Source organism: Pseudacidovorax intermedius (genome assembly GCF_003350475.1).
In the GTDB taxonomy this organism is placed as follows: domain Bacteria; phylum Pseudomonadota; class Gammaproteobacteria; order Burkholderiales; family Burkholderiaceae_C; genus Xenophilus; species Xenophilus intermedius.
The window spans coordinates 959,411-971,853 of sequence record NZ_QQAV01000001.1 but is presented as its reverse complement, the minus strand read 5'-3'; the positions used below and the strand labels follow the sequence as shown (position 1 = coordinate 971,853).

The window sequence follows — 12,443 nt, the reverse complement described above, 5'->3', positions numbered from 1 at the left end:
CGCAGTCTCAGCTGGGCTGCCAGGCCTGTATATACAGGACAACCCGCAATCCCGCCCCAGGATGGGGAGGCTCCCGGCCGGGCATGACCCTGTCTCGGTGCACTGACGCGGCGGGTGCACCAAATTGCTGTCTATACAGGTGGTGGTAGGCCCAGGCCCGCTCTGGGTTGCAGGAGGCGTGCCAGGCTCTGCGGGCTTGCGCGAGCCTGTCCGGCAGGCCGCCGCGGGCCTGAGACAATGCCGCCCTGGCGCGAGGGAGGCGCGTCGGGCGCATGCATCCCCGGATGCGCCGCCGCTTTCCATCCGCACCCGCCTTCCTGCCCGCCCGCCGCCACCGCCCGCACCGAACGTGTCTTCCACCCATTCCCTCGACTCCGGCAGCACCGCGCCCCTGGCCATCCTGCGCGAGGTCTTCGGCTACGAGGCCTTCCGCGGCCCGCAGGCGGCCATCGTCGACCAGGTCACGGCCGGCGGCGACGCGCTGGTGCTGATGCCCACCGGCGGCGGCAAGTCGCTGTGCTACCAGATCCCGGCCATCGCCCGCGCACGCGCCGGCCAGGGCGTGAGCATCGTGGTCTCGCCGCTGATCGCGCTGATGCACGACCAGGTGGGCGCCCTGCACGAGGCCGGCGTGAGCGCCGCCTTCCTCAATTCCACGCTGGATTGGCAGGAGGCGCTGGACGTGGAGCGCCGCACCGCCCGCGCCGAGCTCACGCTGCTCTACGCCGCGCCCGAGCGCGTCAACACGCCGCGCTTCCTGGAGCTGCTGGACGGCCTGGCCGCGCGCGGCAAGCTGGCCCTGTTCGCCATCGACGAGGCGCATTGCGTGAGCCAGTGGGGCCACGACTTCCGCCCCGAGTACCGCGCCCTGGCCGTGCTGCACGAGCGCTACCCGGCCGTGCCGCGCATCGCGCTCACCGCCACCGCCGATGCGCTCACGCGCGCCGACATCGTCGAGCGGCTGCAGCTGCAGGACGCGCGGCAATTCGTCAGCAGCTTCGACCGGCCCAACATCCGCTACGCCATCGTCGAGAAGAAGGACGCCAGCACGCAGCTGCTGCGCTTCATCGAGCGCGAGCACGAGGGCGAGGCCGGCGTCGTCTACTGCCAGTCGCGCAAGCGCGTCGAAGAAGTGGCGCAGATGCTGGCCGATGCCGGCGTCAACGCGCTGCCCTACCACGCCGGCCTGGACGCTGCCGTGCGCCAGCGCCACCAGGACCGCTTCCTGCGCGAAGAGGGCATCGTCATGGTCGCCACCATCGCCTTCGGCATGGGCATCGACAAACCCGACGTGCGCTTCGTCGCCCACCTGGACCTGCCCAAGAACATCGAGGGCTACTACCAGGAGACCGGCCGCGGCGGCCGCGACGGCCTGCCCGCCGATGCCTGGATGGCCTACGGCCTGCAGGACGTGGTCAACCAGCGCCGCATGATCGACGAGAGCCCGGCGGCCGAGGAATTCAAGCAGGTGATGCGCGGCAAGCTCGACGCGCTGCTGGCCCTGGCCGAGGCCACCGACTGCCGCCGCGTGCGGCTGCTGGCGTACTTCGACGAGACCTACGGCATGCCGCCGGATGCGCCCGAGGGCGAGGAGCGCGCGCCGCTCATGCACTGCGGCAGCTGCGACAACTGCCTGTCGCCGCCCGCGGTGTGGGACGGCACGGATGCCGCCCGCAAGCTGCTGTCCACCATCTACCGCGTGCAGCAGCAAAGCGGCATCGGCTTCGGCGCCGGCCACATCATGGACATCCTGCGCGGCAAGCCGACCGAAAAGGTCAAGCAGTTCTTCCATGAGCGGGTGAGCACCTTCGGCATCGGCGCCGAGTACAGCGAGACGCAGCTGCGCGGCGTGCTGCGCCAGCTGATCGCCATCGGCGCGGTGGAGGTGGACGCGGAGAAGTTCAACACCCTGCGCCTCACCGACGGCTCGCGCGCCGTGCTGCGCGGCGAGGTGCCGGTGCGGCTGCGCGAATCGGTGTCGCAGCCGGCCCCGCGCCGCAGCCGGCGCGAGCGCACGGGCGGCGCCACGACGGCGGCGCCTGCTGCCGCAGCGGCGCTCGACACCGGCGGCCAGGCGCGCTTCGCCGCCCTCAAGGCCTGGCGCGCCGAGGTCGCCAGGGCCCACAACCTGCCGGCCTACGTCATCTTCCACGACGCCACCCTCGCCGCCATCGCCGAGCGCGCGCCCGACTCGCTGGAGGCGCTGGAAGGCATCAGCGGCCTGGGCGCGAAGAAGCTGGAGGCCTACGGCGAAGAGGTCGTTCGGGTCATCGCCAGCGTCAAATAGGCGGGCACCCCCCAAGCCGCTTCGCGGCTCCCCCCTCCCTCGCGCCTTCGGCTTGGAGGGGGCCCACCCCCCGGCCCGGCAAAGCCGGTTCCGCGGGTGCACTGGCATGGCCTGCTCCGCGGCCATTCGATCTTGCCGCTGCTTGCAATCGGCGTGTGTTCGTCTAGAGCCCACGGTCCGCCGGCAGCACGATGCGGTTGTCCAGCCAGGGCGCGCGCGGGCCGAGCACGGCCTGGTCGGCGGGCAGGCCGGTGCCGCTGCCGGCGATGGCCGAGCGCGCGCTGGCCACGAGCGGCGTGGCGGGCGCGGGGCACACGCCGTTCTGGCGCAGGCTGAGGGCCGCGGCCAGGCGCGCCTCGGCCGGGTCGCCCAGGGCATGGCTGAAATCGTCGGCCACGCTGCAGGTGGGCGCGAAGCCATCTCCGTAATCGCCCTGGCCCTGCGCATTGACGCCCTGGAACTGGATGGTGAAGTAGGTGGTGCCGCAGTTGTCCTGCGGATAGAAGCCATAGGGCTTGCCGCAGGTGGTACCGCCCACCAGGGCCACGTTCACGCCGATGCCACGCAGGCCGTTGACGACCGACTCGCTGGCCGAGCAGGTGTCGCCACCGGCCAGCACCAGCACACGCGGCAGGTTCAGCCGCGGCAGCGGTGTGCCCGAGCGCGGCCCGTACTGCGCCGTGGCGTAGAAGGGCACGCGGCTGGCCGCGGCGGAGGTGCCGAAGGGATTCTTGCGGTTGTAGATCAGGCGCTCGAAGGTCTGCCCGGTGGTGCTGTTGCTCGGCGCGATCATGCTGGCGACCTCGGAGGCGATGCCCAGCAGACCGCCGCCGTTGTAGCGCATGTCCAGCACCAGGTCGGACACCGCCGCGTCGCGCAGGGCGGCCATCGCATCCATCAGCTGCGATTCGGCCGCCACGCTGTGCTGGTTGAACTGCAGGTAGCCGACGTTGCCGCTGGCCGTGGGAATGGTCTTCACGTTCATCACGGCGCTGCTGACGATGTCGGTGGCCGTGAGGCCGAGCGTGATGTCGCTGCCGTCCAGGCGGCGCAGGCCCAGCTGGTGCACTTCGCCCGCTTTCTGGGGCGCCAGGCCGGCGTTGAGGCCATCCACGTTGCTGCCGTTGGTCACGTCGATGCCGTCGACCGTGCGCAGGCGCATGCCGCGTGTCACGCCGGCGGAGGAGGCCGGCGAGTTGGGCTCCACATAGGCGACACGCACATCGCGCGGCGGCACGCTGGAGAGGTAGGCGAAGCGGATGCCGTAGCCGATCTCCTGGCCGTTGCTCGACAGGCCCTGGTACGCGGCCGTGTCGTAGGTGAAGTGGAAGCGGTCCTTGGGCTTGCCGCTGGAAGTGAGCGCCGAGGTCTTGAGCACCGCGAAGTAGTCGATGGGCGTCGCATAGTTCGCCGCCGAGAGGGTGGGCACCTCGTCGTACCAGAGGTAGGTGTCGTCGATCCAGGAGCGCACCCAGCGCTTCTCGTCGAGCAGGGTCCCGGCCAGGTCGGCGCTGCCGCTGCGGGGCTTGGCGCACCGGCCCGCCACGGAGGCCACGTCGACGATGTCCGGATCGCCGGCCTGGGCGACAGGCGTGGACGCCGGGGCCGCCGGACTGCTGGCGGGCAGGGCCAGCGGCAGCGCGCCGCCGCCACCTCCGCCGCCGCCGCCGCCACAGGCACTCAACACGGTCACGATCGCGCCGGCCAGCAGCGCCCCCATCCCTCGTCGCATCATGGATCGTCCTCGGTGTGATGGGCACGCGGCCCCCCGGCGCGCATGCCGGCGCCGATGCTAGCGCCCCCGCACGACAGTTCGCGCGATCAGGAGGTGTGAATGAATCCGGCGGGGCCGAGCGGGCGTGGCGGGCTCGCCCACCCTTTCTCAGTGGACGAAGCCCATGCCCCGGGCCTCGCGCACCTCGGGCTTGAGGCGATGCTCGGCCTCCAGCTGCGCCAGGAATTCCTCGGGCGTGAAGGCGGCGGCGAGGATCTCCACCTGCCGCTTCACGGCGGCGAAGTCGCCGGGGCACAACTGGTCGAGCCGCGCCAGCCGCGCCGTGACCTCGGGCGTGAGTGCTTCGGCCTGGCCAGCCAGCGCCTCGGTGACGAACATGCGTTCACGCTGCCCGGCCGTGAGGGGCTTGAAGCGGATCTTGAAGGTGAAGCGCCGCAGCGCCGCCTGGTCGATGCGGTCGAGCAGGTTGGTGGTGCAGACGAAGACGCCCTGGTAGCGCTCCATGCCCTGCAGCATCTCGTTGACCTCGGTGACCTCGTAGCTGCGCTGCGCGCCGCGCCGGTCCTGCAGGAAGGAGTCGGCCTCGTCCAGCAGCAGCACGGCCTTCTCGGCCTCGGCCTCGCGGAACATGGCGGCCATCTGCTGCTCGGTCTCGCCGACGTACTTGCTCATCAGGTCGCTGGCCTGCTTGATCATCAGCGGCCGGCCCAGCGCCCGCGCGATGTGCTCGGCCAGGGCGGTCTTGCCGGTGCCGGGTGCGCCGTAGAAGCACAGCGTGCCGTGGCCGCGGGCCTTGAGCGCCTCGACGATGCGCGGGATCTCGAAGCGCGTGTCGACGTTGAGCATGCCCAGGTCCCAGGTCGTCACGGCCAGCCGCTCGGCGGGCGTGCCGGGGCTGCGGCCCAGGGCCTGGTCGGCATTGCGCAACTGGCGCTCGATCAGCGCTTCGGCATCGGCACCGCCCTCGGCCGCCAGGCCGGCGAAACGCACCGCGGTGCGGATCTGCGCCGGCGTGAGGCCGCGCCGCTCGGCCAGCCGGCCGGCGAAGGCCTCGGACACCTCGACGCCGGCCAGGGCCTTGCGCACGATCTGCTCGCGCGCGCCGGGCGGCGGCGACTTCAGCTCCAGGTGGTAGGCGAAGCGACGGCGGAAGGCCGGGTCGATCTGCTCGATGCGGTTGGTGACCCACAGCGTGGGCACCGGGTTGGTCTCCAGGATCTGGTTGACCCAGGCCTTGCCGTTGACGCTGCCGCTGGCGGCCGGCGCCGCGATCTGCTCGGCACGGGCCATGAACTGCGCCGCTTCGGTGCTGATGGGCGGAAAGACGTCCTCCACCTCGTCGAACAGCAGCGCCGACTGCGCGCTGCCCTTGAGGAAGACCTGCGCGATCTGCAGCGAGCGGTAGCGGTCGCGGCCGGAGAGCGAGTTGCCGTCGCGGTCGGCGTACTCGACCTCGAACAGCTCCAGCCCCGCCGCCTGCGCCACCACCTTCGCCAGCTCGGTCTTGCCGGTGCCGGGTGGGCCGTAGAGCAGCACGTTCACGCCCGGCTCCTTGCGCGCGACGGCGGCGCGCAGCAGCGTGATCAGCATGCGGGCCTCGTCGCCGACGAATTCGAAGTCGTCCAGCGCCAGTTCGCTCTTGGTGGAGGGCCGCGTGAAGACGGCCATCAGCTCGCTCTGGTCGCGGTACTCGCGCATGAGCACCGGCGGCAGCTTCTCGCTGACCTTCATCAGGTCGGCCAGGTCGGTGATGTTGTGCTCGGAGATGAGGTTCTCGACCAGCCCGATGCGCTCCAGCCGCGAGCCGGCGCGCAGCGCCTCGCCCACCTCGCTGGGGCTCACGCCGGCCACCTCGGCCAGCGCGGCATAGGCCTCGGGCGCGTTGCTGACCTTGAACTCCACCAGCAGCGAGCGCAGGTCGCGCTGGTAGCGCGCCAGCGTCCCGTAGAGCAGCAGCGCGCGCTCGGCCTTGTTCAGCTGCAGCAGGCCGGCCAGGGCGTCGATGTTCTTCTCGACCAATGTGGACTGCTTGCGCAGCGTCTGCGCCAGCCAGTCGCGCGTGAGGGCCAGCACGGCCAGCAGATCCTTGGGCTGGTCCTTGGCGTATTCGTCGAGGTGGAAGAAGAGCGTGCCTTCTTCGTACGGGCCGCGCCAGTGGCCGTGGCGCTCGAGCAGGGCGCGGTTGTCCAGCGTCTGCACATCCTTCCAGACCTCGTTGCCCTCGCAGCGCCGCGCCAGGAAGGCCCGCAGCCGCTGCAATACCGACGCGGGCCACACCAGGTGCCGGCCGGTGAGCGAGAGCAGGCCGTTGAGATCGCGCCGCACATTGAAGCGCGGGCCCTGCTGCGCGGCCAGCGTCAGCACGAAGTGCGAACACATCAGCTCCAGCACCGGCGCCTCGCGCAGGCCGGGCGAGGGCAAGGCGGCCCCGCGCTGGGCGGTGCTGGCGTCGAGTCCTGAGCGGCGGGCCATGGCAGGGTTTCCTCGGAGATGGAGCGGCGACCATAGCGCAGTCCGATGCAATGCGAAAGTGCGGGGCCGCGAAAGCCCCCCAGGGCGACTGCGCGTGTACGCCGGCGCCGGTGCGGGGCGAGCGCGGCTGCAGGCGCGTCCGGCGGACGCCCGTGTGCAGGGCCGCGCCACAATGCCGGCCATGGTCTCCCTCCAAGACATCGAAGCGGCCGCCCGGCGCCTCCAGGGCCAGGTGCTGCGCACGCCCTGCGTGGAATCGCGCACCCTGTCGGACATCGTCGGTGCGCAGGTCTTTCTCAAGTTCGAGAACCTGCAGTTCACCGCCTCCTTCAAGGAGCGCGGTGCCTGCAACATCATGGCGCAGCTGGCCGCCGCCGACGTGCCGCCCAAGGGCGTGATCGCCATGTCGGCCGGCAACCATGCGCAGGGTGTGGCCTACCACGCGCAGCGGCTGGGTATTCCCGCGACCATCGTCATGCCGCGCTTCACGCCGGGCGTGAAGATCGAGCGCACCCGCGGCTTCGGCGCGAACGTGGTGCTGTTCGGCGATTCGCTGGAGGCGGCACGCGCCCATGCCTACGAGCTGGCCGAGCGCGACGGCCTGGCCTTCGTGCATCCCTACGACGACGACGCCATCATCGCGGGCCAGGGCACGGTGGCGCTGGAGATGCTGGAGGACGTGCCCGAGCTGGACACGCTGGTCGTCTCGGTCGGCGGCGGCGGCCTGCTGGCCGGCATGGCGGTGGTGGGCCGGGCCCGCCGTCCCGGCCTGCAGATCGTGGGCGTGCAGACCGCGCGCTTCCCGGCCATGGTCAACGCCGTCAAGGGCACGCAGCACATCGCCGGCACCAGCACCATCGCCGAGGGCATCGCCGTGGGCACGCCCGGCGAACGCACCCGCGAGATCATCGCGGCGATGGTCGACGACCTGGTGCTGGTGGACGAAGGCGACATCGAGCAGTCGGTGCTGATGCTGCTGGAGATCGAGAAGACGCTGGTGGAGGGCGCCGGCGCCGCCGGTCTGGCGGCGCTGCTGCGGCATCCGGAGCGATTCCGCGGGCGCAAGGTGGGACTGGTGCTCTCGGGCGGCAACATCGATCCGCTGCTGCTGGCTGCGATCATCGAGCGCGGCATGGTGCGCGCCGGTCGCCTGGCGCGGCTGACGGTGAGCGCGCGCGACGTGCCCGGCATGCTGGCGCGCATCACGGCCACCGTGGCGGAGGCCGGCGCCAACATCGACGAGGTGCACCACCAGCGCGCCTTCACGCTGCTGGCGGCGCAGAACGTGGACATCGAATTGGTGCTGCAGACCCGGGGGCGCGCGCACCTGGCGTCGGTGATCGAGGCGTTGCGCAACGCCGGCTTCCAGGCCGAAGAAAAGCGCTAGCTCGGGCCAACCCGTTGCGTGGCGAGGGAACACACCGCCACTTTTCACCGTGCGCCGCGGCTGGAACGCGCGGGTTGGGATAGCGCAAACCCACTGCTGGAGCGCCTCGGCAGGAGAAACCCCGAGTCCCACTCGCTTTCCTGGGAGAAGGGGTGCTTGTTAACATCTTTCTCCTTGTCCGCTTAGAAAAGAGACGCTCGCCCATGTCCACTCCCACGCCCGTCGAGCCCGGCCACGATGCCATCATCGAGAAAGACGCGGTGGAAGGCATCGTTCCGCTGATGCCGATCGTGCTGCCCATTGCTGGCGGCATCCTGATGCTGCTGCTGGCTTCGATCGCGGTGTACCTGGCCTGAGTGCCGAGGGCGTGCATGAATCCGGCCTGAGCGCCATGCCGGATTCCTCCATGCCTTCCGACGGACGCGCGGGTTTCTCGCCGCGCGCGACCCGCCGCCTGCGCCGACCGCGACCGCGGAATCCCTGACCGAAGACGTTTTCTCCAACGACGTTCGCGCCGCGCGCCCCGCGACGAGCGTCGTTCGAAAAGACAGTTTTCTTTTCAGGAGTTCACCATGAGTCCCAGCAACCTGCAGGCCCCCGACTACGTCAAGAATCCCAAGCTCATCGCCTGGGTGGCCGAGATGGCGGCCCTGTGCAAGCCCGAGCGCATCCACTGGTGCGACGGCAGCCAGGAAGAGTACGACGCCCTGTGCAACCAGCTCGTCGAGGCCGGCACCTTCAAGCGCCTGAACCCGGCCAAGCGCCCCGGCTCCTTCCTCGCCTGCTCCGATCCGAGCGACGTCGCCCGCGTCGAGGACCGCACCTTCATCTGCAGCGAGAAGAAGGAAGACGCCGGCCCCACCAACAACTGGATGGCCCCGGCCGAGATGCGCGCCACGCTGCAGCCGCTGTTCGAAGGCTGCATGCAGGGCCGCACCATGTACGTCGTGCCCTTCAGCATGGGCCCGCTGGGCTCGCCCATCGCGCACATCGGCATCGAGCTGTCGGACAGCCCGTACGTGGCCGTCAACATGAAGATCATGACCCGCATGGGCCGCGCCGTGTACGACGTGCTGGGCGCCGAGGGCGAGTTCGTGCCCTGCGTGCACACCGTGGGCGCGCCGCTGCAGCCCGGCCAGAAGGACGTGGCCTGGCCCTGCAACAAGACCAAGTACATCGTCCACTACCCCGCCACGCGCGAGATCTGGTCGTACGGCTCGGGCTACGGCGGCAACGCGCTGCTGGGCAAGAAATGCTTCGCGCTGCGCATTGCCTCCAACATGGGCCGCGACGAAGGCTGGCTGGCCGAGCACATGCTGATCCTGGGCGTGACCAGCCCCGAGGGCAAAAAGTACCACGTGGCCGCCGCCTTCCCCAGCGCCTGCGGCAAGACCAACTTCTCGATGCTCGTGCCGCCGGCCGGCTTCGAGGGCTGGAAGGTCACGACCATCGGCGACGACATCGCCTGGATCAAGCCCCAGGCCGACGGCAGCCTGCGCGCCATCAACCCAGAGGCAGGCTACTTCGGCGTGGCGCCGGGCACCAACTTCAAGACCAACCCCAACTGCATGGCCAGCCTCGACAAGAACGTGATCTTCACGAACGTCGCGCTGACCGATGACGGCGACGTGTGGTGGGAAGGCATGGAGGCCGATGCCCCCGGCAAGGCGATGCCCGCGCACCTGATCGACTGGCAGGGCAAGGACTGGACGCCGCAGATCGCCCGCGAGACCGGCGCCAAGGCCGCCCATCCCAACGCCCGCTTCACCGTCGCCGCCACCAACAACCCGGCGCTGGACGAGGCCTGGGACGACCCGAAGGGCGTGAAGATCGACGCCTTCATCTTCGGTGGCCGCCGCTCGACCACCGTGCCGCTGGTGACCGAGGCCCGCAACTGGACCGAAGGCGTCTACATGGCCGCCACCATGGGCAGCGAGACGACCGCCGCCGCCGCCGGCCAGCAGGGCGTGGTGCGCCGCGACCCCTTCGCCATGCTGCCCTTCATGGGCTACAACATGAGCGACTACTTCCAGCACTGGCTGGACCTGGGCAAGAAGCTGCAGGCCTCGGGCGCCAAGCTGCCGCACATCTACACCACCAACTGGTTCCGCAAGGGCGACGACGGCAAGTTCGTCTGGCCCGGTTATGGCGAGAACATGCGCGTGCTCAAGTGGATGATCGACCGCATCGAAGGCCAGGGCCAGGGCGACGAGCATGTCTTCGGCGTGAGCCCGCGCTATGAGGACCTGAACTGGACCGGCCTGAACTTCAGCCGCGAAGAGTTCGACAAGGTCACCAGCATCGACAAGGCCGCCTGGCAGGCCGAGCTGAAGCTGCACACCGAGCTCTTCGAGCAGCTGGCCCACCACCTGCCGGAAGAGCTGCCGCAGACCAAGGCGGCCATCGAGCAGCGCCTGGCGGCTTGATAGAGCAGCCCCCCATGCCGCTTCGCGGCTCCCCCCTCTCTGGCGCCTTCGGCTTGGAGGGGGGCGCACCCAGAGGCCTGGCAAAGCCAGTTCCTCGGGTGCGCTGGCATGGCCTGCTCCGCGGCCTTTCGATTCTGTTGCCCGACGTGCGTATCTGCGCCCGCAGCCACGCGGCCCCGCTGCCAGCCATCCGGCCCTGCGAGCCGCAGACGCAAAAAAACCGCCCGAGGGCGGTTTTTTCGTGGGCGCTTGCCGCCTTTAGTGTCGGCGGGCCAGGCTGCGCTCAGTAGTAGCGGGCCAGGTGGCTGGCGGAGGCCTGGTGCACGCGCATCTTGGTCTGGGCGGGCACGGCGCTGTCGACCGCCGAGACCGATTCGGCGCGGGTGATGGCCGCCTGCAGGTCGTTCATGATGCGGGTGTCGCGGTGTGCGGCAGCCAGGAAACGCTCGTCGGCGCGGGCAGCGGCCTGGGCACGCTGCAGGCTGTTCCAGCGCTCGACCAGGCCGATGGCCAGGTTCTGCGCTGCACCAGCGGCGTACAGCGACAGGCCGCCGAACACCAGGGCCCACAGCACCATCCAGGCGGCCAGCAGGCTGCCGTCGGTGATCTCGGCGACGAAGCGCTCGGCCACCACCAGCGCAGCGGCCAGCAGGGCGGCGACGACCATCATGAGCGCGCCGCCGCGGGCCTTGAAGCTGCGGCCGGCATCGCGGATGTAGGCCGCGGTTTCCTCGGCGCGGCGGACGCCGGGGTGGGAGACGGGTTGGTCGACGTGGACGAAGGTGGTCATGGCAATCCCCTCCTAGGGAAGAAAACGGTGGGCAACAGTGCCGATGAGCTGAATATTAGGGTTTGCCCCAGTGTTCTTCCACTTTATAGTGGTGATGCTCTTCATTCATTGGAATGATGAACGTCAATTTCCGCACCCTCGACCTGAATCTCTTGCGCGTCTTCGACGAGGTGATGGCCGAGCGCAGCCTCACCCGTGCCGCCCGCAACCTCTCGCTGACCCAGCCTGCGGTCAGCAATGCCCTGCGCCGCCTGCGCGAGACGCTGGGCGACGAGCTGGTGCACCGCGCCGGCAGCGGCGTCGAGCCCACGCCCCGTGCCCTCGCGCTGTGGCCGGTGGTGCGCGACGCCTTGCGCCACATCCAGCACGCCATCGCGCCCACGGCCTTCGAGCCGGCGCAGGCGGACGACAGCTTCGTGCTGGCCATGGCCGATGCCACGGCCACCGAGCTGATCCCCGGCGCCGTGCGGCTGCTGGAGGCGGAGGCGCCCGGCGTATCGCTGCGGGTGGTGCCCTTGAACACGCGCGACCCGCGGGCGCTGCTCGACAAGGAATCGGCGGACCTGGCCATCGGCCACTTTCCGGCCGTGATGGCAGACCTGACCGCCCGCACGCAGGCGGGCGAGGCCGTGGCCTTCGAGTCGCATCGCCTCTATGTGGGGCGCTATGTGTGCGTGATGCGCAGCGGTCATCCCTTGGCCGCGCAGGATCTGACGCTGGACGCCTTCTGCACCGCGCGTCACCTGCTGGTGAGCTTCTCGGGACGACCCTGGGGCTTCGTCGACGAGGCGCTGGAGGCCATCGGCCGTCGCCGGCGCATCGTGCTGACGGTGAACCAGTTCTTCACGGCCGGCAAGGTGGTCGCCGATTCGGACCTGCTGACGGTGCTGCCGCGCCACTTCGTGAGCAGCACCGGGGTGAGCGACGGGCTGGTCGTGCGTGAGTTGCCGCTCACCCTGCCGCTGGTGCATGTGGATGCGCTGTGGCACCGGCGCATGCAGGCGGCGCCGGGTCATGCGTGGCTTCGCGACCTGATCGTGCGGGCGGCGGGTGACGCCTTTGCCCGCACCCTGGCGGAATATGTACTGCCGCGGGCCTGAGTGGCTTGCGGCCAGCGCCCGTCGGCGCTCGGGCTGCCGCTTATGTCACGCCAGCTGGGCGACACCTCAGCGGACGACGCGCAGCCAGGCCGAGGCGGCTTCGCGCAGTTCCTGCGCGTGGTGCGGATCCAGGCCCGCCATGGCATCGGCCGATTCGAAGAGATCGGCGGCCGGGCTGACGGGTACGGGGGCGGCGGTCGGCTGCATCCAGCGGGACCAGAAAGTGAGCAGGGAAGACATGATGTT

At 70.2% G+C, this 12,443-nt stretch carries 9 protein-coding genes; 5 read left to right on the top strand and 4 right to left on the bottom strand.

Annotation, left to right across the window (positions count from 1 at the left end; genetic code table 11):
- Window positions 1-349: 349 nt before the first annotated feature.
- Entirely contained in the window at window positions 350-2,287 is a 1,938-nt protein-coding gene (gene recQ / locus DFR41_RS04295) for a DNA helicase RecQ (protein ID WP_114801809.1), read from the top strand.
- A 163-nt stretch (window positions 2,288-2,450) separates the two neighbouring features.
- Here recQ and DFR41_RS04290 read toward each other — a convergent pair whose 3' ends face one another.
- Both DFR41_RS04290 and DFR41_RS04285 read right to left on the bottom strand, forming a co-directional pair.
- Window positions 2,451-4,022 (bottom strand): S41 family peptidase, encoded by a 1,572-nt coding sequence (locus tag DFR41_RS04290; RefSeq protein ID WP_114801808.1) that lies wholly within the window; start codon window positions 4,020-4,022, stop codon window positions 2,451-2,453.
- A gap of 147 nt (window positions 4,023-4,169) precedes the next feature.
- A complete protein-coding gene (locus tag DFR41_RS04285) occupies window positions 4,170-6,494 on the bottom strand; it encodes an ATP-binding protein (protein WP_114801807.1) in 2,325 nt (774 codons plus the stop codon).
- Window positions 6,495-6,675: 181 nt separating this feature from the next.
- Between DFR41_RS04285 and DFR41_RS04280 the strand changes: the two genes are divergently transcribed.
- From DFR41_RS04280 to DFR41_RS04275, 3 genes are all read left to right on the top strand, one after another.
- A complete protein-coding gene (locus DFR41_RS04280) occupies window positions 6,676-7,881 on the top strand; it encodes a threonine ammonia-lyase (RefSeq protein WP_170159313.1) in 1,206 nt (401 codons plus the stop codon).
- 203 nt (window positions 7,882-8,084) lie between these two features.
- On the top strand, window positions 8,085-8,237 hold the full coding sequence (locus DFR41_RS27645) for a hypothetical protein (RefSeq protein ID WP_017759270.1): 153 nt from the start codon (window positions 8,085-8,087) through the stop codon (window positions 8,235-8,237).
- A gap of 216 nt (window positions 8,238-8,453) precedes the next feature.
- The gene (locus tag DFR41_RS04275; protein ID WP_114801806.1) at window positions 8,454-10,307 is read left to right on the top strand and encodes a phosphoenolpyruvate carboxykinase (GTP); all 1,854 of its coding nucleotides are present in this window, start codon (window positions 8,454-8,456) and stop codon (window positions 10,305-10,307) included.
- 283 nt (window positions 10,308-10,590) lie between these two features.
- Here DFR41_RS04275 and DFR41_RS04270 read toward each other — a convergent pair whose 3' ends face one another.
- Window positions 10,591-11,097, bottom strand: a complete 507-nt coding sequence (locus tag DFR41_RS04270) for a hypothetical protein (RefSeq protein ID WP_114801805.1) — start codon at window positions 11,095-11,097, stop codon at window positions 10,591-10,593.
- A 116-nt stretch (window positions 11,098-11,213) separates the two neighbouring features.
- On the opposite strand from DFR41_RS04270, the gene DFR41_RS04265 reads away from it, so the two are divergent.
- Entirely contained in the window at window positions 11,214-12,197 is a 984-nt protein-coding gene (locus tag DFR41_RS04265; RefSeq protein ID WP_017759416.1) for a LysR family transcriptional regulator, read from the top strand.
- Window positions 12,198-12,263: 66 nt separating this feature from the next.
- On the opposite strand, the gene DFR41_RS27640 is transcribed toward DFR41_RS04265, so the two are convergent.
- Window positions 12,264-12,437: a hypothetical protein gene (locus DFR41_RS27640; protein ID WP_017759417.1), complete on the bottom strand. Its 174-nt coding sequence runs from the start codon at window positions 12,435-12,437 to the stop codon at window positions 12,264-12,266.
- Between the last annotated feature and the right edge of the window lie 6 nt (window positions 12,438-12,443).

Excerpts from the sequence above, each read along its gene's own strand:
- DFR41_RS04290 (WP_114801808.1), bottom strand. The coding sequence starts at position 4,022 with ATGATGCGACGAGGGATGGGGGCGCTGCTGGCCGGCGCGATCGTGACC.
- DFR41_RS04285 (WP_114801807.1), bottom strand. The coding sequence starts at position 6,494 with ATGGCCCGCCGCTCAGGACTCGACGCCAGCACCGCCCAGCGCGGGGCC.
- DFR41_RS04280 (WP_170159313.1), top strand. The coding sequence starts at position 6,676 with ATGGTCTCCCTCCAAGACATCGAAGCGGCCGCCCGGCGCCTCCAGGGC.
- DFR41_RS27645 (WP_017759270.1), top strand. The coding sequence starts at position 8,085 with ATGTCCACTCCCACGCCCGTCGAGCCCGGCCACGATGCCATCATCGAG.
- DFR41_RS04275 (WP_114801806.1), top strand. The coding sequence starts at position 8,454 with ATGAGTCCCAGCAACCTGCAGGCCCCCGACTACGTCAAGAATCCCAAG.
- DFR41_RS04270 (WP_114801805.1), bottom strand. The coding sequence starts at position 11,097 with ATGACCACCTTCGTCCACGTCGACCAACCCGTCTCCCACCCCGGCGTC.
- DFR41_RS04265 (WP_017759416.1), top strand. The coding sequence starts at position 11,214 with ATGAACGTCAATTTCCGCACCCTCGACCTGAATCTCTTGCGCGTCTTC.
- DFR41_RS27640 (WP_017759417.1), bottom strand. The coding sequence starts at position 12,437 with ATGTCTTCCCTGCTCACTTTCTGGTCCCGCTGGATGCAGCCGACCGCC.